Here is an 18,763-nt window from a genome sequence, read left to right as displayed (position 1 = left end):
CCGGCGCCGTACCATCGTCCTTATGGCTACGGAAGACGCGGTGCGCGAAGCACTGGCGACGGTGAACGACCCCGAGATCAACCGGCCCATCACCGAGCTGGGGATGGTCAAGTCGGTGGAGATCGGTGCGGACGGTGCGGTCGCGGTCACCGTGTACCTGACGGTTTCCGGCTGTCCGATGCGGGACACGATCACGCAGCGGGTGACGGACGCGGTCTCCCGGGTCGAGGGTGTCACCCGGGTCGACGTGACGCTGGACGTCATGAGCGACGAGCAGCGCAAGGAGCTGGCGAACGCCCTGCGTGGCGGCCAGACCGAGCGCGAGGTGCCCTTCGCCAAGCCGGGCAGCCTGACCCGGGTGTACGCGGTCGCGTCCGGCAAGGGCGGCGTCGGCAAGTCGTCGGTGACGGTGAACCTGGCGGCGGCGATGGCGGCCGACGGGCTGAAGGTCGGTGTCGTGGACGCCGACATCTACGGCCACTCCGTCCCGCGCATGCTGGGCGCCGACGGGCGTCCCACCCAGGTCGAGAACATGATCATGCCGCCGTCGGCGAACGGCGTGAAGGTCATCTCCATCGGCATGTTCACCCCGGGCAACGCGCCGGTGGTGTGGCGCGGCCCGATGCTGCACCGCGCGCTGCAGCAGTTCCTCGCGGACGTGTACTGGGGCGACCTGGACGTGCTGCTGCTCGACCTGCCGCCCGGCACGGGCGACATCGCGATCTCCGTCGCCCAGCTGGTCCCGAACGCCGAGATCCTCGTCGTCACCACGCCCCAGCAGGCGGCGGCCGAGGTGGCGGAGCGGGCCGGGTCCATCGCCGTGCAGACGCATCAGAAGATCGTCGGCGTGGTCGAGAACATGTCCGGGCTGCCCTGCCCGCACTGCGGCGAGATGGTCGACGTCTTCGGCACGGGCGGCGGCCAGACGGTCGCCGACGGCCTGACCCGGACGACCGGTGCGACCGTCCCGGTGCTCGGCGCCATCCCGATCGACGTCAGGCTGCGCGAGGGCGGCGACGAGGGCCGGCCCGTGGTGCTGTCCGACCCGGAGTCCCCGGCGGGCTCGGCACTCCGTTCGGTCGCCGGCAAGCTGGGCGGGCGGCAGCGGGGTCTGTCGGGCATGTCCCTTGGCATCACCCCGCGCAACAAGTTCTGATCACGCAACGAAGGGCGCCGTCCGGTGCGGACGGCGCCCTTCGTGCACCTCTTCGCTCAGGTTCGCTCAGGCGTCGTACGCGGCGATGTCCTTGATCACGGAGAAGCCGAGGCCGTAGGCGCTCATGCCCCTGCCGTACGCGCCCACGTGCACGCCCGCCCGGGTGGAACCGGCGAGCACCCAGCCGAACTCGGACTCCCGGTAGTGGAACGGGGTGGGCGCCCCGTCCACCGGCAGGGACAGCGTCGACCAGTCCGCGCCCTCCAGGTCGTCGGCGAGGACCCAGGCCGTCTCCGTCTGCTGCTCCAGCCAGTCGTCGCGCAGGGTGTGGTCCATCTGGCCGGGCCAGGTGAAGGAGAGCAGCCCCACCCCGGCGAGCCAGGCGGCGGAGGAGACCGAGGTGGCCTCCAGCAGACCGGTGCCGTCGGCGCTGCGGCGGACCGGGTTGGCGGCCACGGTCACCACGACCGCGAACTTCTCCTTGACGTCCTGGTCGGCTCCGGCCGCGAACTCGCTGCGTACGGAGGGCTCGTCGCCGTGCCCGACCGATCCGTGCTCGACGGCCCCGTCGGCCGCCAGTCCGACCTGCATCAGCCAGCGCGGTCCCGTGAAGGCCTCGTCCAGGCCGTACCACGGGAAGGGCGCGCGCAGGTAGCCGTCGACGGTACGCCGGGCGGAGGGGACCTGTTGTCCGTCCTCCGTGGCCGACGCCTGCGCGACTGCCGAACTCGTCGTCTCCATGTGCCCGGACGCCTCCTCGCTCTCGTCGGACCGGGCGGCCCGCCCCCCTTCGGGCGTTCTCGTCCGTTCCGCACAACAACTCGGCAGCATAGCCACCTTGGGGGCACAGGCTGGGACACCGCCCGGCGCGTGGGCCGCCCGGAGGTCCGTATCAGGCCGTACGGGGCCCGGGTGGAGTATGAAACGTGTCACGTGCGCGGGGGCGCGCGCCCCGCGCCTCCGGGCTCAGGTGGCGTCCGCGTCGAAGGGCGGACGGTCGTCGGCCGCGGGGATCTCCGGCTTCTTCGTCATGTCGACGCGGCCGCCGGAGGAGGGCGTGGCCGCCTCCGTCTCGCGGCCGTGGACGGCGTCCGCGACGTCGGCCATCTCCTTCTTCAGGTCGAAGCCGTTGCGGATCTCCTTCAGCCCGAGATCGTCGTTGTCCAGCTGCTTGCGGATGAACGTCTTGGGGTTGAGGTCCTCGAATTCGAAGTCCTTGAACTCCGGGCCGAGTTCCTGCCGGATGTCCTGCTTGGCGTTCTCCGAGAAGTCCCTGATCTTCCGGATCGTGCGGGTCACGTCCTGGATGACCTTGGGGAGCTTCTCCGGACCGAAGACGAGTACGGCGAGGATGATGAGCGTCACCAGCTCGAGTGGTCCTATGTCATTGAACACCTGAAGCTCCTCGCGATGCCTTCGGTCCTCGGCCCTCGGTGCCGGCCTGTGGTCTTCCGTGGTCCGGGCCGGGTCCACGGTACCCGGCCGTCCCGTACGACCGGTACTGTCCCGGGCGCCCGCGTCCCGCTCAGCCGCCGTCCGAGGAGCCCAGCACCAGCGACACCGTCCGCTCCTTCCCGTCCCGCTCCAGGGTGAGCTCCAGGCGGTCGCCGGGGCGGTGGGCGCGGGTCTTGACGATGAGTTCCTCGCCGGAGTGGACGCGCCTGCCGTCGACCTCGGTGATGACGTCGCCGGCCTCGATCCCGGCCTTGGCTCCGGGGCCGCCGGTGCTGACCGGGGGGCCGCCGCCGCTGCCCTTGGCGGCGACCCGGGCGCCGTCGCCGCCGTAGTCCATGTCGAGGGTGATGCCGATCACGGGGTGGGTCGCCTCCCCGGTGCTGATCAGCTCCTCGGCGACGCGCTTTCCCTGGTTGATCGGGATGGCGAAGCCGAGCCCTATGGAACCGGCCTGACCGTCGTCGAGTTCCGCGCCGTCGCCGGCGGACCGGATGGCGGAGTTGATGCCGATCACCCGGGCCTCGGCGTCGAGCAGGGGGCCGCCGGAGTTTCCGGGGTTGATCGGCGCGTCGGTCTGCAGGGCGTCGACGTACGACACGTCGCTGCCGTCGCCCTTCTCGCCGCCGGCGGTGATGGGCCGCTCCCGGGCGCTGATGATGCCGGAGGTGACCGTGCCGGCCAGGTCGAAGGGGGCGCCGATGGCGACGACGGGGTCGCCGACGCGCACGTTGTCGGAGTTGCCGAGGGGCAGGGGGGCGAGCCCGCGCACGCCCTTCACCTTCACGACGGCGAGGTCGTAGCCGCTGTCCCGGCCCACGACGGTGGCCCGGGCGGTGTCACCGCTGTGGAAGGTGACGGTGATCTCGCCGTTCTTCCCCGCGGGCTCGACGACGTGGTCGTTGGTCAGGATGTGGCCGCGTTCGTCGAGCACGAAGCCGGTGCCGGTGCCGGCCGATCCGGCGCCGCTGACGTGCAGGGTGACGACGCTGGGCAGGGCGCGGGCGGCGATTCCGGCGACGCTGCCGGGATCCCGCCCGGTCGTCTCCTTCTCCGCCTGCGGCAGGGTCACGGTCCCCACGCCGCCGTTGCGTTCCAGGTATGCGCCGACGATCCCGCCGATGCCGCCCGACACGAGCGCGAGCAGCAGTGCGCCCCCGACGATCAGCCGCCGGGCGCGTCCGCGGCGCCGCGTGCCGTCCGGCGTGGCGGGCCCGGCCTGCTGCAACGGCGCTGCCGCCGCGGCCGCCGCCCAGGGGTCGTAGCGCCCCCAGGGGTCGGCGGGCGGGGCGTCCGCGACGTCGGGGCGCGTCTGGGCGGGGACGGGGAGGGCCGCCGTCTCCGTGACGGCGGGAGGTGCGGCGCTCGCCATCCCGTGCGCGGGAGTACTCGCGGGATGCTGCACGGGCGGCGCGGGCGCCCAGGGGCCCGGTTCCCCCTCCGTGACCGCAGGAGGCGCGGCGCTCGCCATCCCGTGCGCGGGAGTACTCGCGGGATGCTGCACGGGCGGCGCGGGCGCCCAGGGGCCCGGTTCGCCGTACGGCGGAGTGCTGTAGGCGTCGGGCTCGTGCAACGGCCGTACCTGCCCACCCCCGGCCATGTGCGCCCCACCGGGCGCCGCACCAAGGCCCTCGGCGATGGCACCGGCCCCGGAACCGCCCGGTCCGGCCGCCAGGTCATCGCCCCGGACGCCGAACCCGGCGCCATCGGACCGGTCCGTGCCGGACGACGGGACAGCGGAGGACACGGCGGGCTCGGCCGGGGCGCCCGGCACGGCGTCCGCGGTCTCGGCAGAGGCACCGCGGTCGGCGGCGGGGGCGGCGCTGTCAGGTGCGGGGCCCGTGGCGTCGGCGGGTGTGCCCAAGGCCGCCGGCGGGGCGGAGGCGGACGGCGGTGGCGGAGTGGCGGGCCGACCGGCCGGCGCGGGGGCCGACCGGGGTGCCGTGGCGTCGGCGGGTGGGCCGAAGGCCGCCGGTGTGTCCTCGACCGCCGACGGGGCGGAGACGGACGGCGGTGGCGGAGTGGCGGGCCGACCGGCCGGCGCGGGGGTGGACCGGGGTGCCGTGGCGTCGGCGGGTGGGCCGAACACCGCCGATGTGTCGTCCGCCGCCGGCGGGGCGGAGGCGGACGGCGGCAGCGGAGTGGCGGGCCGACCGGCCGGCGCGGGGGCCGACCGGGGTGCCGTGGCGTCGGCGGGTGGGCCGAAGGCCGCCGGTGTGTCCTCCGCCGCCGGCGGGGCGGAGGCGGACGGCGGTGGCGGAGTGGCGGGCTGAGCGGCCGGCGCGGGGGGTGCCGTGGCGTCGGGGTTCCGGGAGGGCTGGGGGCGGTCCAGTTCGTAGTCGCCCTCATGGTCGGTGGTGGCCGGTGCCCGGACCGGGCCGGCCAGTTCGAAGTCCCCCTCGGGTCCCTCCGAGCGCACAGTCGGCTCCTCCCCCGGTGAGCCCGGCTTCCCGTTGTTCATGCTCTCCCCACAGCTGGACACTGGCTCGGCGCCCGTCCGCATGGGCAGGGGCGCGCCGCCCGGAATTCAATCAGGTTCGCGCGCCCTTGCGCAGTGGGCAGGTCAGCGGGATGTGCTGGTGGACGTGGGGGTGACGAGGCCGGAGGCCCTGAGCCCGGCGGAGGTGGCCCAGGCGGTCAGGGTGAGCGGCGGGGCGGATTCCAGCGGGCGTATCAGCGGGGACACCGCCGTGGCACCCCCCTGGGAGGGCGGCGGAACCCCGGGCAGCAGTGGTGCGGCGACCCCCGCCGGGGCGACGGGCGTGTCCTTCCGCATGCTCTGCCCCGTCATCTGGCCCAGCAGCGGTCCGGCCCCACGGCGCCGCGATTCGGGCGCCGCCGCCGCGCCGGAGCCCTGGGTGCGCATCGGCGTCACGTTGCTGCCCTTTCCCGCGCCGCGCGCCTCCGTATCGGCGGGCGCCGTCGCGGTGACCCCGCCCAGGGCGATCGCGGCCAGCGACACCGCTCCGGCGGCGACGAAGGCGAACCGCAGCCCGCGCGAGGCCGGCCGGTCGGTCTCGTGACGGCTGACGTCGTGGACGGCGAACCCGCGGCCGGCCGCCGGGGCCGGGTCGTGGCGCCGCACGGGCGTGTAGGCGAACTCGAAGCGCTCGCGCCTGTTCCCGAAGACGCCGGAGGAGCCGAACCGCCCGGAGGCACCGCCCGGCAGCCTTCCGCCGCCCAGCGGTGAGCCGCCGTCGCCGAGGTCGCCCCCGGCCGGCAGCCCCTGGAGACGGGCCAGGAAGCTCTCGGAGGGCGGTGGCGGGGCGGCTTCCGCGAAGACGTTCTTCAGACGGCGCTGCGCGTCCACCTCCGCCTTGCACTTCGCGCAGGTGGCGACGTGCGCCAGTACGCGCTCACGCGTGTCATGACCGAGCTCTCCGTCCACCAGGGCGGAGAGTCGGTCTCCCAGGTGCTGCTCCGCGAGGTGTCCCTCGGAAGACTTCGGCTGTGAACCGCTCACGCGCTCGCGCCCCCTCCTCCCAGTGCGGGGACACGCGGCATGAAGGAGCGGCGGTCCGCACGCGCCTGGGGCGAGCGGTGCGCGAGGGCCTTGCGCAGTTGGGAACGGCCGCGGTGGATCCGGGACCGGACGGTGCCGAGCTTGACGCCCAGGGTGGCCGCGATCTCCTCGTACGACAGGCCCTCGATGTCGCACAGGACGACGGCGGCGCGGAACTCCGGGGCGAGCGTGTCCAGCGCCTGCTGGACGTCCGCGTCGAAGTGGGCGTCGTTGAAGACCTGCTGCGGCGTGGGCTCCTTGCTGGCCAGCCGCTCGGCCGCGTCGTCGCCCAGCGCGTCGAAGCGGATCCGCTGCTTGCGGCGGACCATGTCCAGGAAGAGATTGGTGGTGATCCGGTGCAGCCACCCCTCGAAGGTGCCGGGGGTGTACGTCGACAGGGAGCGGAAGACGCGGACGAAGACCTCCTGGGTGAGGTCCTCCGCGTCGTGCTGGTTGCCGGTGAGACGGTAGGCGAGCCGGTACACCCGGCCGCTGTGCATGCTGACGATCTCCTCCCAGGTGGGCGGAGTCCACGCCTGCCCGTCCGCGTCGCTGGAGAAGGTCGCGGTCTGGGCCGGGTCGCCGGCGCGGTGGTGGTCAGCAGCGGTGTCGTTCACGGATTTCGGCCTGCCCGCCGATCCGAGGAAGCGCCGCAGCACTCCTCCGCGATCCACAGGCGCAGCCGCACCTCCCCTGTCGGCTCTGGTGGTGTCCAGTGGAGCCCCTACCATAGCCACCTCGCCCGTTAGCTCCGGATAAGCGGTTTTACGAGAATTTGATCTGGGCTGCCATGGCTCGTACGCCTGCGTCTGCACTTGCTCGGCGTCCTCGTCCACCGACCCACCCCCGTCACGGCACGCACCACTTGCTCTTCCCCTTTAAACGACCGGTCCCATCAGCAGGTTCCCGGCGCCAACGGATACAGTCACGCCCAGGCAACCACGGGGACAGGAGAGGGTCATTACCGCCAACCGGCAGACGAGCTGGGCGTTCGCCGACGCCTATGTCGCCGAGGACGAGGCGCTGCACTGGGCCCGGGACCGGGCTCGTGCCGCAGGCCTGCGCTCGGTGTCGCCCGGCACGGGCGCGGCCCTGCGGTTGCTCGCCGCCAGCGTGGACGCCAAGGCGGTCGCGGAGATCGGCACCGGCTGCGGGGTCTCCGGGATCCATCTGCTGCACGGGATGCGGCCGGACGGGGTGCTGACCACGGTCGATCAGGAGCCGGAGCACCAGCAGTCCGCCCGGCAGGCGTTCCGCGACGCCGGTTTCGCCGGCAACCGGGCCCGCTTCATCCCGGGCCACGCCCTGGACGTCCTGCCGCGCCTCGCGGACGCCGGTTACGATCTCGTCTTCTGCGACGGCGACCGGCAGGAGTACCAGGACTACCTCGCTGAATCGTTGCGCCTGCTGCGCCCGGGGGGCCTGGTCGCCTTCGAAGGCGTGTTCGCGAACGGGCGCACGGTGGACTCCGGTCCGCAGCCCTCCGAGGTGCTGCGGCTGCGCGAGCTGGTGCGGACCGTGCGCGAGAGCCAGGAGCTGGTGTCGTCGCTGCTGCCCGTCGGGGACGGGCTGCTGTGCGCCGTGAAGCGGTGACCGGACCACCGAACCGGACCACCGGAGAGGTGCCCGGACGGCCGGCACCGGCGATGCCCCGCCTCCCGCGCAAACAGCCGCCCCGGCACCGCGTGCGGCGCCGGGGCGGCTGAAAGGGTATGGTCGCTTGCGCGCCTCAGCCGACGACCTTCTTGAGGGCGTCGCCGAGGGCGTCGGCCTCGTCCGGGGTCAGCTCGACGACGAGCCGACCGCCGCCTTCGAGCGGAACGCGCATGACGATGCCCCGCCCCTCCTTGGTCACCTCGAGCGGGCCATCACCCGTCCGCGGCTTCATGGCCGCCATGCTCGTTCCCCTTCCTGAAACCCAGCTAAACCGTCTGAGCCGACGGCCCACTGAAGGGCACCTGCGGTCCCTGAAGCAGCAGGACACACGCCACCGGCATCGAACACATTGCTTCCAGGCCATTATCCCGCATCGCAGGACCCGATGACCAACATCGGTAGGCATCGCTTGGGCAACGCGCGCGAGCAAAACCACTCAATTCGGCGATGTGACTGCGATACTGCGCCACCGCACCCACGTCCATGGACCGGAATCCGCCGAGAATTGTTTGACGCAGGTCACACGCGGGCCGCGCTCCTGGGCCGGTGATCTCCGTCATGCTGTCCTGCAGACAGGGACGTACCGGCTGGTAGGTCCCGAGCCGCGACACGGAGGGATACGCCATGGCCGACACCGTGCTCTACGAGGTGAGCGACGGACTCGCGACGATCACGCTGAACCGCCCGGAGGCGATGAACGCGCTGAACGTGGCCGCGAAGGTCGCCCTCCGGGACGCGGTCCGCTCCGCCGCGGACGACGACGCCGTACGGGCCGTGCTGCTGACGGCCGCGGGTGACAGGGCGTTCTGCGTCGGGCAGGACCTCAAGGAGCACATCATGCTGCTGGCCGCCGACCGGGAGAACGGTTCGGGCGGGACGATGAGCACGGTGCGCGAGCACTACAACCCGATCGTGAAGGCGATCGCCGGGGCCGCGAAGCCGGTGGTCGCGGCGGTCAACGGGGTGGCGGCGGGCGCCGGCTTCGGTTTCGCGCTGGCCGCGGACTACCGGATCGTCGCGGACACGGCCGCGTTCAACACCTCGTTCGCCGGCGTGGCGCTGACCGCGGACTCCGGGATCTCCTGGACGCTGCCCCGGGTGATCGGCACCGGGCGCGCCACCGACCTGCTGCTCTTCCCGCGCAACATCTCCGCCCAGGAGGCGTACGAGCTGGGCATCGCCAACCGGCTGGTCCCGGCGGCGGAGTTGCGCGCGGAGGCGGAGAAGGTGGCCCGCGCGCTGGCCGGGGGCCCGACGGTGGCGTACGCGGCGCTGAAGGAGTCCGTGGCATACGGGCTGAGCCACTCGCTGGAGGAGGCGCTGGAGAAGGAGGACGAGCTGCAGACCCGGGCCGGCGCGTCGGAGGACCACGCGATCGCGGTGCAGGCGTTCGTGAACAAGGAGAGGCCGAAGTACCTGGGCCGCTGAGCCCGGGGCTACGGCGCCCCTCGGTGGGCGCTTCGTGACACGCATGCTTCCAAGTGGTCGTTCACCAGCCCGCAGGCCTGCATCAGGGCGTACGCCGTGGTGGGGCCGATGAAGCGCAGGCCGCGCTTCTTCAGGGCCTTGGACAGCGCCGTCGACCCCGGGGTGACCGCTGGAATGTCGGCGACGGTCTTCGGCACCGGCCGGTCCGCCGGGTCGGGGGCGTGGGACCAGATCAGGGCGTCCAGGTCGCCGGGCGCCCACCCGGCCAGCACGCGTGCGTTGGCGAGGGTCGCGTCGATCTTGGCGCGGTTGCGGATGATGCCGGTGTCGGCGAGCAGGCGCTCGCGGTCGGTGTCGGTGAACTCCGCGACCGCGGCGATCTTGAAGTCGGCGAAGGCGGCGCGGAAGCCGGGGCGGCGGCGCAGGATGGTGATCCAGGACAGGCCGGACTGGAAGGCCTCCAGGCTGAGGCGTTCGAAGAGGGCGTCGTCGCCGTGGACCGGGCGGCCCCACTCCTCGTCGTGGTAGGTCACGTAGTCCGGGGTGGACAGGGCCCAGGGGCAGCGCGGGAGGCCGTCCGGCCCGGCCGGGGCGGCCGCCGCAACCCCGGCGGTTGCTGCGTCGCTCACTGCTGCTCGTCCTCCCGGTGCGGGGCCGCCTTGTCCATGGAGAGGTGGGCCGCGGCGGCCCGGGCGCCGGCCAGCGCGGACTCCAGGTCGGCGATGCGGGCGTCGCGCTCGGCGAGTTCGGCGCCGAGACGGCCGAGGGCGTCGTCCACGTCCGCCATGCGGTAGCCGCGGGCGGCGAGCGGGAAGCGCAGGCCGTCCACGTCGGCGCGGCTGAGCGGGCGGTCCGGCGGGAGAAAGTCCACCAGGCGCTCGGGGGCCGCGTCGGGCAGTGGGCCCTTGTCGCCGCCGCCCACCACGGCGAGGGTCACCGCGGCGACCACGACGGCGAGCGCGACGACCAGGAACAGGAACATAACCATCGCCGGGGCCCCCACGGTCGGATTGAGTCGGAGTCGGATGTGTGACTCCGATCGTGCCATGCGAGTCTGACAGTCGGAGCCGCCGGGCGGACGGAGGCGGTCCGGACGGACGCATGAGAAGAGGTCACAGGGGATGCTCAGGCTGGGCAGTCGGGAATTCGCATCGCACGAGCGGGTGATCATGGCGATCGTGAACCGGACCCCGGACTCCTTCTACGACCAGGGCGCCACGTTCCGCGACGAGCCCGCGCTCACGCGCGTGGAGCAGGCGGTGGCCGAGGGCGCCGCGATCATCGACATAGGCGGGGTGAAGGCAGGGCCGGGCGAGGAGGTCACGGCCGAGGAGGAGGTGCGGCGGACGGTCGGTTTCGTCGCCGAGGTGCGGCGGCGCTTCCCCGACGTCGTGATCAGCGTGGACACCTGGCGGCACGAGGTCGGCGAGGCCGTGTGCGAGGCGGGCGCGGACGTGCTGAACGACGCCTGGGGCGGGGTCGACCCACGGCTCGCGGAGGTCGCCGCGCGGTACGGCGCGGGGCTGGTGTGCACCCACGCGGGCGGCTCGGAGCCGCGGACCCGGCCGCACCGGGTGACGTACGACGACGTCATGGCCGACATTCTCGACGTGACCGTGGGCCTGGCGGAGCGGGCGGTGGCGCTGGGGGTGCCGCGGGAGTCGGTGATGATCGACCCGGGGCACGACTTCGGGAAGAACACGCGGCACAGCCTGGAGGCGACCCGACGGCTGGACGAGATGGTGGCCACCGGGTGGCCGGTCCTCGTGTCGCTGTCGAACAAGGACTTCGTCGGTGAGACGTTGGACCGGCCGGTCAAGGAGCGGGTGGTCGGGACGCTCGCGACGACCGCGGTGTCCGCGTGGCTGGGGGCGCAGGTGTACCGGGTGCACGAGGTCGCCGAGACCCGGCAGGTGCTGGACATGGTGTCGTCCATCGCGGGGCAGCGGGAGCCGGCCGTGGCGCGGAGGGGGCTGGCGTAGGGGGTGGCGTTCGGGGGTTTTCGCCCCCGCCGCCCCTTCCCGTCCCGTCCTCCGGGGGCTCCGCCCCCGGACCCCCGGCCTCTGCCCGTCCGCCGCCCGACTCGGTGGGTCAAATGGTCACCGTCAGAAACACCCCTACCGCCCCGCCTCCTTCGACACCAGGGCGACCGCCTCGTCCACGTCGTCCGTGACATGGAACAGGAGCAGGTCCTTCTCCGACGCCTTGCCCTGGTCGATGACCGTGTTGCGGAGCCAGTCGATCAGGCCGCCCCAGTAGTCCGTGCCGAACAGGACGATGGGGAACTGGGTTACCTTCTGGGTCTGGACGAGGGTCAGCGCCTCGAAGAGTTCGTCCAGGGTGCCCAGACCGCCGGGCAGCACCACGAAGCCCTGGGCGTACTTCACGAACATCATCTTGCGGACGAAGAAGTACCGGAAGTTCAGACCGATGTCGACGTAGCGGTTCAGCCCCTGCTCGAAGGGCAGCTCGATCCCCAGGCCGACCGAGAGGCCCTTCGCCTCCAGGGCGCCCTTGTTGGCCGCCTCCATGGCCCCCGGACCGCCGCCGGTGATCACCGCGAAGCCCGCCTCGACCAGGCCGCGGCCGAGCCGCACGCCCGCCTCGTACTCCGGCGAGCGCGCCGGCGTGCGCGCCGAGCCGAAGACGCTGATCGCGGGCGGGAGTTCGGCCAGGGAGCCGAAGCCCTCGATGAACTCCGACTGGATGCGCAGCACCCGCCAGGGGTCGGTGTGGACCCAGTCCGAGGGCGCGCGCTCGTCCAGCAGCCGCTGGTCGGTGGTGCTGGCCTGGACCTGGCCCCGCCGGCGGAGGACCGGCCCCAGACGCTTCTCAGGTGGCGGCTGCCGCTTCCCCACCGGGTTGCCCGTAGCCATGTGCGCTCCCTCCGATTGCCAGGTCGTACCGCCTCAGCGTAGATCTACGCGGGTTACGTACGGGGGACGTCAGCATGTCCACGGGAGAGCGTTCCAAACCCGCCGGGCGTGTGGCGGGCTCAGGCCGTCAGCCAGGACCGCAGCCGCTCCTCCCCCGCGAGGATCTTCGCGGTGTCCACGCGCTCGTCCCGCCGGTGCGCCAAATGGGGGTTGCCCGGGCCGTAGTTGACCGCCGGGACGCCGAGTGACGAGAAGCGGGCGACGTCCGTCCAGCCGTACTTCGGCTGCGGTGTGCCGCCCACCGCCTCGATGAAGGCCGCCGCGGCCGGGTGGGACAGGCCGGGGAGTGCCGCGCCGCTGTGGTCGTCGACGACGAAATCCGTCACCCCGCAGTCCGCGAAGACCCCGCGGACATGGGCCAGGGCCTCCTCCTCCGATCGGTCCGGGGCGTAGCGGAAGTTGACGCTGACGACGCACTCGTCGGGGATGACGTTGCCGGCCACTCCCCCGGAGATGCCGACCGCGTTCAGACCCTCCCGGTACTCCAGGCCGTCGATGACCGGGTGGCGGGGCTGGTACGCGGCCAGGCGGGCCAGGATCGGGGCGGCGGCGTGGATCGCGTTGGAGCCCATCCAGCTTCGTGCGGAATGGGCCCGCTCACCGGTGGTCTTCAGCAGCACCCGCAGCGTGCCCTGGCAGCCGCCCTCCACCTGCCCGTCGGACGGCTCGAGCAGCACCGCGAAGTCGCCTTCCAGCCATTCGGGGTGGGCCTCGGCCACATGCCCCAGGCCGTTGAGGTCGGCGCTGACCTCCTCGTTGTCGTAGAAGACGAAGGTCAGATCGCGGTTGGGTTCGGGGACCGTGGCCGCGATCCGCAGCTGGACGGCCACGCCCGCCTTCATGTCGCAGGTGCCGCAGCCCCACAGCGTGCCATCGGGGTCGAGCCGGGAAGGGACGTTGTCCGCGATCGGGACCGTGTCGATGTGCCCGGCGAGGATCACCCGCTCCGCGCGCCCGAGCCGCGTACGGGCCACGACGTTGTTGCCGTGCCGGTCGACGGTGAGGTGCGGCAGGGTCCGCAGCGCGGTCTCGATCGCGTCCGCGAGCGGCTTCTCGCTGCCGCTCTCGGAGGGGAAGTCGACGAGCTGCGCGGTCAGACGGGCGGCGTCCAGCGTGAGGTCAAGCGGGGTGTCGGCCATGTTCTCGACCCTAGCGCGCCGGCATTCGGACCACTGTTCGCACCTGGCCCACATGGAACAGTACTCTCCAGTACCTTGTACGCGTGCCAGAGCCGTCCCTTCCTTCCCAGCGCACGCGTCGCGGTCGTCTTCTCCGCTGGAGTGCGGGTCTCGCGGTCCTTTCCGCGGTCGCCGGTTACGTCGTGGTCCAGTACGACACCGGGGGCAGAGGCGGTCCCGGCTGCAAGGTCGTCTCCGGCAAGGACGACGGGGCGACCTACGAGTTCACGCCCGAGCAGGCGGTGAACGCGGCGACCATCACCGCCGTGGGCACGGCGCGCGAACTGCCCGAGCGGGCCGTGACGATCGCGCTGGCGACCGCGCTGCAGGAGTCCGCGCTGCGCAACATCGACTACGGCGACCGTGACTCCCTGGGACTGTTCCAGCAGCGTCCCTCGCAGGGGTGGGGCACGCCGAAGGAGATCATGGACCCGGCGTACGCGGCGGGGAAGTTCTACGAGCACCTGGAGGAGGTGCCGGGCTACACCCGGCTGCCGCTCACCGTCGCCGCGCAGAAAGTGCAGCGCAGCGGCTTCCCGCAGGCGTACGCCAAGCACGAGCCGGACGCCACGCTGCTGGCCGCCGCGCTCACCGGGCGCTCGGCGGCCACGCTGACCTGCGAGGGGCGTCCCGCGGCGACTCGGGCGGCGGGTGCGGGGGCGGTGCGGGCCGCGCTGGTCCGGGACTTCGGACGGGACGCGCTGGAACCGGCCGGGGCGGAGGTGGGCGCCTCGGGGTCCTCGGGGGCCTCGGCGTCCTCGGCGGAGGCGGGAGGTTCCGGGACCGGCGGTTCCGACGGGGGGACCGTGACGGTCCCGGTCACCGGCGGGAGCGGCGCCGACGCCGGGAGGAGTGCCGGGCCGCGGGGGTGGCAACTGGCGCACTGGGCCGTGGCCAACGCCTCCGAGCTGCACATAAAGCGGGTCTCCTACGCCGGGCGGGAGTGGACCGCCGGGCACACCGACAGCCAGTGGCGGCCGGCCGACGGCAAGGGGTCCGCGGACACCGACTGGGGCGCGGGCGCGGTGCGGATCACGACCGCGCAGTAGTACGGGCGCTCACTCTTTACGGGGGCACGCCGCAACCTTCGCGGCGGTCGAGCGGTAGTCACTGAGTCCGGGCCCGGTGATCGGCACGGACGGACTTTCATCGTTGTCTGCCGTCGAAGGAGCACCATGTCCCTCCCCCTGACTCGTCGGATCGCCCGTGCGGCGCTGCTCGTCGCTGCGGGAGCGGCTGCCGGGGTCGGTGCGGCCGGTACCGCGAGCGCCGCCGCTCCGGCGCTGCCGTCCGCCCCTGGCCTCGGGCTGAGCGCCCTTGACGGGGCGCCGGGCAGCACCGTGGACAATGTGGCCAAGGGTGTTGGCAAGGCCGCGCCCGAGACGGATGAGGTGGCGCCGGCGGCGGGTAAGACCGTGAAGAAGGCTGTGCCGGTGGTGAAGGAGCTGCCGACGGACTCGGTGGGCAAGGGTGGCGTGCCCGCGCCGGTCAAGGGGTTGCCGCTCGGCTGAATCGCTGCGCTGGCGTACGGCGACGGGGTCCGGGGTGTTTCCCCGGGCCCCGTTCACTGTCTGCGCCGGGGGTGGTTTGCGCAGCCGGGCGCTAGCGGGGTGCCGCTGCGCCCACCCGTGCCGCCCTGGGGGTACCTCCCAGGCCCTTAAGGCACTGGGGGAGGCACGACTGCCCGCAGTTCCGCCCGGCTGCGAGCAGCTACGCCCGGCTGCGGGCAGCCGCGCCCGCCTGGCTGTGGGCAGTCGTTCCGCAGGGCGGAACGGGTGGGCACAGCCACCGGCGCAGGGCACCGTTCAAACCACGGCCACTGCACACGGGCCCGGCTGCCGGAATCAGGTTGCGGTCAGGCGGTTGGCTGCGGCCTGGATTTGGGGGTCTGTGGCGGTCAGGGCTACGCGGATGAACTGGGCGCCGGCGGGGCCGTAGAAGTCGCCCGGGGCGACCAGGATGCCGAGGCCGGCCAGGTGGGCGACGGTGTCCCAGCACGACTCGTCCCTGGTGGCCCACAGGTAGAGGCTGGCCTCACTGTGCTCGATCCGGAAGCCATGGGCGAGCAGCGCCTCGCGCAGGACGGTGCGGCGAGCCGCGTAACGCTCCCGCTGAACGCGCACGTGCTCGTCGTCCCCCAGCGCCGCCACCACCGCCGCCTGCGTCGGCGCGGAGGTCATCATCCCGCCGTGCTTGCGGATCTCCAGCAGCGGACCGAGAACCGCCGGATCACCGGCCAGGAACGCCGCGCGGTAGCCCGCGAGGTTGGACCGCTTGGACAGCGAGTGCACGGAGACGATGCCGTCGTAGGAGCCGCCGTTGACGTCGGGGTGCAGCACCGAGACCGGGTCCGCCTCCCAGCCGAGTTCGATGTAGCACTCGTCGGAGAAGACGAGGACGCCGTGCTCGCGGGCCCAGGCGACGATCCGGGTCAGCTCCTCCTTGGACAGCACCCGGCCCGTCGGGTTTGACGGGGAGTTCAGCCACAGCAGCTTCAGACCGGCCGGGTCCAGCTCGGTCGGATCGTCGTACGACACATGGTCCGCGCGGGCGAGGCGGGCCCCGACCTCGTACGTGGGGTAGGCCAGGCGCGGGTAGGCGACCTTGTCGCCGGGGCCGAGCCCGAGCTGGGTGGGCAGCCAGGCGACCAGTTCCTTGGAGCCGACGACCGGCAGGACGTGCCGGTGGGTGACCTCGCGGGCGCCCAGCCGGTGCTCCACCCAGCGGGTGATCGCGTCGCGCAGCTCCGGCGTGCCCCAGACGGTGGGATAGCCCGGCGAGTCCGCCGCGGCGATCAGGGCCTTCTGGATCGGCTCGGGCACCGGGTCGACGGGCGTGCCGACCGAGAGGTCGACGATGCCGTCGGGATGCGCGGCGGCCGTCTTCTTGTACGGCTCCAGCTTGTCCCAGGGGAAGGTGGGCAACCGGTCGGAGACTGCGGACACGGGAAGGGGCTCACTTTCTGGTGCGGCGAACGCCTCGGCCCCGTACGGCGATCCGGTGGGACCGGGCCGTACGGGACCAAGGCGGCACGTCGATGCGGGGGCCGCTTACGGGACGGCTACGCCTGCGGCGGCAGCGCGGCGATGAACGGGTGGTCCCGCTCGATCAGACCCAGCTTGCTGGCGCCGCCGGGCGAGCCGAGATCGTCGAAGAACTCGACGTTCGCCTTGTAGTAGTCCTTCCACTCCTCGGGAGTGTCGTCCTCGTAGAAGATGGCCTCGACCGGGCAGACCGGTTCACAGGCGCCGCAGTCGACGCATTCGTCCGGGTGGATGTACAAGGACCGCTGGCCCTCGTAGATGCAGTCGACCGGGCACTCCTCGATGCACGCCTTGTCCTTCACGTCGACACAAGGCTGCGCGATGACGTAGGTCACGCTGTCGTTCCTCCTCGATAGGGCGCTGGCGGGCCTCCTCAGGCTCCGCCGCCTCGCGCGCGGGAGCGCGGCGTCGTCGATGCCCGCCCCTAGTATCTCCGTTCCTGGGCATGATCCGAACAGGAGGGGTGAACTGACCTGTGGAAATCTCTGCCGCCGGGCGCCTCGAGGTCCGTATCACCACTGCTGACGTGGGGAAACGGGTCTCCGTACGGAGCTTGATCGAACATGGTCCAACGGGTGAGAAGTTCACCGACACGGTCGGCGTTCTCACATCATGGGACAACGGTGTGCTGCGGATCACAAGAAAGAACGGGGAAACTGTCCACATCGCGGAGTCCGCGCTGGTCGCGGGCAAGGTGATCCCCTCCGCCCCGGCGCGCCGGCGTGGCCCCGCGGCGTCGTACGAGGAGCTGGCGCGCGTCTCCGCGCGGGCGTGGCGTCCCGTGGAGAGCGAGCGGCTCGGCGCGTGGGAGCTCAGAAGCACGGGCGGCTTCACGCGGCGGGCCAACTCCGTGCTGCCGCTCGGCGACCCGGGCACACCGCTGGACGACGCGCTGACGGCCGTACGCGGCTGGTACGCGGCCCGTGGGCTGCCCGCCTACGTCCAGACCGCCACCGGCGCCGAGGGGACGCAGGAGGTGCTCTGCGCGGAGCTGGAGCGGCGGGGATGGGTGCGGGAGGTGACCGCCGAGCTGTGGGTGGGCGCCCTGGCACCGGTCGCCGACCTCGGCGGTGAGCCGTCCGGGGTGACGCTGTCGCGGGACGCCGACGAGGCGTGGCTGGCCCGGTACCAGCGCAAGGGGGTGAGCGAGGTGGCGCTGCGGGTGCTGCGGAGCGGGGCGTCGGTGTGGTTCGCCACGGTGCCGGGCCGGGAGGCGCCCGCGGCCATCGGGCGGTGTGTGGTGGACGGCCGGTGGGCCGGGTTCGCCGCGGTCGAGGTGGACCCGGAGCAGCGGCGGCGGGGGCTGGCGACCGCCGTGATGGCAGCGCTGGCCCGGCGGGCGCTGGACGAGGGCGCCTCGGCGGCCTGGCTCCAGGTGGAGGAGGACAACGCGGGCGCGCGGGCGATGTACGAGCGCATGGGGTTCGCCCCGCACCACGCCTACCACCATTACCGCGGCCCCGCTTCACCGGAATCATCGGCTCCGGTGAGGTGACGGAGCGCCGTGAGCGGGCACGAACCGGATATGCGTTCCCCGTACCCCCCACCGCCCGGACGCTCCGCGGAACTGCGCGAGCGATTCGCCGAGGAGGCCCGGTGCGAGCGGCCCGGCCTGTCCACGCTGTGCCTGTTGGTCGGCGCGGAGGCGGACGGCAGGCTGGACGAGGCCGGGATGGACTCCGTGGAGGTGGAGCTGGACCGGCTGGCCGGTGAGCTGCCCTACCGGCCCGGCTCGCCGCGCGCGTGGGCGCTGGCGCTGCGGGACCTGCTGGGTGAGCGGTACGGCTTCCATGGCGTCCCGGACGACTTCCGGCGGCTGGAGTCCTCGCTGCTGCACGAGGTGCTGCGGCGGCGGCGCGGGCTGCCGATCCTGCTGTCGGTGGTGTGGATCGAGGTGGCCCGGCGGGCGGGGGCTCCGGTGTACGGGGTAGCGCTGCCGGGGCATTTCGTCGTCGGGTTCGGGGAGCCGGGCGCGGGGGCGGGGCAGGTGCTGGCGGATCCGTTCGACGGGGGACGGGTGCTGACCGGGGACGATGCGGAGCTGCTGGTCGTGGGGGCGACGGGGGCGCCGCTGGACGCGTCGATGCTGGCGCCCGCGGGGGTGCTGGATGTCGTCCTGCGGATCCTGAACAACGTACGGGCGTGGGCGGCGGTCCGTCCGGAGCGGTCGGACGTGGCGCTGTGGGCGGTGGAGCTGTCCCTGCTCCTGCCCTCCCACGCTGCGCGGCTGCGCTACGAGCGGGCGCAGCTCCTGGTGCAGCGCGGTGCCTTCCAGGACGGCGCGCGGGAGCTGGAGGCCTACGCGGAGCTGGTGGCGGTGGTGGACGAACCGGCGGCGGAGCAGGTGCGCGGACAGGCCCGGGCGGCGAGAGCCCTGCTGAACTAGACGCGGGCACCCGGTCCGGTGACCG

Annotated in this window: 20 protein-coding genes; 8 read left to right on the top strand and 12 right to left on the bottom strand. The window is 72.9% G+C overall.

Annotated elements, in window-relative coordinates; all coding sequences use genetic code 11:
• The first annotated feature begins 22 nt into the window (after positions 1–22).
• The gene (locus AB0L56_RS02970; RefSeq protein ID WP_361022328.1) at positions 23–1,156 is read left to right on the top strand and encodes an Mrp/NBP35 family ATP-binding protein; all 1,134 of its coding nucleotides are present in this window, start codon (positions 23–25) and stop codon (positions 1,154–1,156) included.
• A gap of 66 nt (positions 1,157–1,222) precedes the next feature.
• Here AB0L56_RS02970 and AB0L56_RS02965 read toward each other — a convergent pair whose 3' ends face one another.
• The 5 genes from AB0L56_RS02965 to sigE all read right to left on the bottom strand — a co-directional run bounded on the left by AB0L56_RS02965 (position 1,223) and on the right by sigE (position 6,727).
• Entirely contained in the window at positions 1,223–1,897 is a 675-nt protein-coding gene (locus AB0L56_RS02965; protein ID WP_365418248.1) for a hypothetical protein, read from the bottom strand.
• Between the two features lie 225 nt (positions 1,898–2,122).
• The gene (locus tag AB0L56_RS02960) at positions 2,123–2,551 is read right to left on the bottom strand and encodes a sec-independent translocase (protein ID WP_365418246.1); all 429 of its coding nucleotides are present in this window, start codon (positions 2,549–2,551) and stop codon (positions 2,123–2,125) included.
• Between the two features lie 130 nt (positions 2,552–2,681).
• Complete coding sequence (locus AB0L56_RS02955; protein ID WP_365418845.1) at positions 2,682–4,382, bottom strand: trypsin-like peptidase domain-containing protein; 1,701 nt, start codon at positions 4,380–4,382, stop codon at positions 2,682–2,684.
• 789 nt (positions 4,383–5,171) lie between these two features.
• Complete coding sequence (locus AB0L56_RS02950; RefSeq protein ID WP_361022319.1) at positions 5,172–6,071, bottom strand: zf-HC2 domain-containing protein; 900 nt, start codon at positions 6,069–6,071, stop codon at positions 5,172–5,174.
• Positions 6,068–6,727 carry an RNA polymerase sigma factor SigE gene (gene sigE / locus AB0L56_RS02945; RefSeq protein ID WP_190161454.1) on the bottom strand — a complete coding sequence of 220 codons (660 nt, stop codon included), beginning with the start codon at positions 6,725–6,727 and terminating at the stop codon, positions 6,068–6,070. The genes AB0L56_RS02950 and sigE overlap by 4 nt, the downstream gene beginning before the upstream one ends.
• A gap of 277 nt (positions 6,728–7,004) precedes the next feature.
• On the opposite strand from sigE, the gene AB0L56_RS02940 reads away from it, so the two are divergent.
• Positions 7,005–7,703 carry an O-methyltransferase gene (locus AB0L56_RS02940; RefSeq protein ID WP_361022442.1) on the top strand — a complete coding sequence of 233 codons (699 nt, stop codon included), beginning with the start codon at positions 7,005–7,007 and terminating at the stop codon, positions 7,701–7,703.
• Positions 7,704–7,839: 136 nt separating this feature from the next.
• Here the strand turns inward: AB0L56_RS02940 and AB0L56_RS02935 are convergent, their stop codons facing one another.
• Complete coding sequence (locus AB0L56_RS02935) at positions 7,840–8,007, bottom strand: DUF3117 domain-containing protein (protein ID WP_003966491.1); 168 nt, start codon at positions 8,005–8,007, stop codon at positions 7,840–7,842.
• A 383-nt stretch (positions 8,008–8,390) separates the two neighbouring features.
• On the opposite strand from AB0L56_RS02935, the gene AB0L56_RS02930 reads away from it, so the two are divergent.
• Complete coding sequence (locus AB0L56_RS02930; protein WP_365418242.1) at positions 8,391–9,194, top strand: enoyl-CoA hydratase-related protein; 804 nt, start codon at positions 8,391–8,393, stop codon at positions 9,192–9,194.
• Between the two features lie 8 nt (positions 9,195–9,202).
• Here AB0L56_RS02930 and AB0L56_RS02925 read toward each other — a convergent pair whose 3' ends face one another.
• Together AB0L56_RS02925 and AB0L56_RS02920 are read right to left on the bottom strand one after the other, a co-directional pair.
• On the bottom strand, positions 9,203–9,823 hold the full coding sequence (locus tag AB0L56_RS02925) for a DNA-3-methyladenine glycosylase I (RefSeq protein ID WP_365418239.1): 621 nt from the start codon (positions 9,821–9,823) through the stop codon (positions 9,203–9,205).
• Positions 9,820–10,176 carry a DivIVA domain-containing protein gene (locus AB0L56_RS02920; protein ID WP_365418841.1) on the bottom strand — a complete coding sequence of 119 codons (357 nt, stop codon included), beginning with the start codon at positions 10,174–10,176 and terminating at the stop codon, positions 9,820–9,822. The genes AB0L56_RS02925 and AB0L56_RS02920 overlap by 4 nt, the downstream gene beginning before the upstream one ends.
• Positions 10,177–10,315: 139 nt before the next feature.
• Here AB0L56_RS02920 and folP point away from each other — a divergent pair, with 139 nt between their 5' ends.
• A complete protein-coding gene (gene folP, locus AB0L56_RS02915; RefSeq protein ID WP_361022310.1) occupies positions 10,316–11,176 on the top strand; it encodes a dihydropteroate synthase in 861 nt (286 codons plus the stop codon).
• A 135-nt stretch (positions 11,177–11,311) separates the two neighbouring features.
• Here the strand turns inward: folP and AB0L56_RS02910 are convergent, their stop codons facing one another.
• Entirely contained in the window at positions 11,312–12,070 is a 759-nt protein-coding gene (locus tag AB0L56_RS02910) for a TIGR00730 family Rossman fold protein (protein ID WP_365418236.1), read from the bottom strand.
• Between the two features lie 119 nt (positions 12,071–12,189).
• On the bottom strand, positions 12,190–13,269 hold the full coding sequence (dapE, locus tag AB0L56_RS02905) for a succinyl-diaminopimelate desuccinylase (RefSeq protein ID WP_365418233.1): 1,080 nt from the start codon (positions 13,267–13,269) through the stop codon (positions 12,190–12,192).
• Between the two features lie 83 nt (positions 13,270–13,352).
• On the opposite strand from dapE, the gene AB0L56_RS02900 reads away from it, so the two are divergent.
• Both AB0L56_RS02900 and AB0L56_RS02895 read left to right on the top strand, forming a co-directional pair.
• The gene (locus tag AB0L56_RS02900) at positions 13,353–14,357 is read left to right on the top strand and encodes a heavy metal transporter (RefSeq protein ID WP_365418230.1); all 1,005 of its coding nucleotides are present in this window, start codon (positions 13,353–13,355) and stop codon (positions 14,355–14,357) included.
• Positions 14,358–14,483: 126 nt separating this feature from the next.
• Positions 14,484–14,819 carry an ATP-binding protein gene (locus tag AB0L56_RS02895; protein WP_361022297.1) on the top strand — a complete coding sequence of 112 codons (336 nt, stop codon included), beginning with the start codon at positions 14,484–14,486 and terminating at the stop codon, positions 14,817–14,819.
• A gap of 333 nt (positions 14,820–15,152) precedes the next feature.
• Here AB0L56_RS02895 and AB0L56_RS02890 read toward each other — a convergent pair whose 3' ends face one another.
• Both AB0L56_RS02890 and fdxA read right to left on the bottom strand, forming a co-directional pair.
• Positions 15,153–16,253: a bifunctional succinyldiaminopimelate transaminase/glutamate-prephenate aminotransferase gene (locus AB0L56_RS02890; RefSeq protein ID WP_365418227.1), complete on the bottom strand. Its 1,101-nt coding sequence runs from the start codon at positions 16,251–16,253 to the stop codon at positions 15,153–15,155.
• 116 nt (positions 16,254–16,369) lie between these two features.
• Entirely contained in the window at positions 16,370–16,687 is a 318-nt protein-coding gene (gene fdxA / locus AB0L56_RS02885) for a ferredoxin (RefSeq protein ID WP_055572727.1), read from the bottom strand.
• Between the two features lie 140 nt (positions 16,688–16,827).
• Between fdxA and AB0L56_RS02880 the strand changes: the two genes are divergently transcribed.
• Complete coding sequence (locus tag AB0L56_RS02880) at positions 16,828–17,847, top strand: GNAT family N-acetyltransferase (RefSeq protein WP_365418224.1); 1,020 nt, start codon at positions 16,828–16,830, stop codon at positions 17,845–17,847.
• Positions 17,848–17,877: 30 nt separating this feature from the next.
• On the top strand, positions 17,878–18,738 hold the full coding sequence (locus AB0L56_RS02875; protein WP_365418221.1) for a transglutaminase-like domain-containing protein: 861 nt from the start codon (positions 17,878–17,880) through the stop codon (positions 18,736–18,738).
• Positions 18,739–18,763 lie beyond the last annotated feature (25 nt).

This window comes from Streptomyces sp. NPDC052079, assembly GCF_040680275.1.
GTDB lineage: Bacteria > Actinomycetota > Actinomycetes > Streptomycetales > Streptomycetaceae > Streptomyces.
The sequence above is the reverse complement of the archived record's forward strand: the minus strand, read 5'-3'. Positions and strand labels throughout refer to the sequence as shown.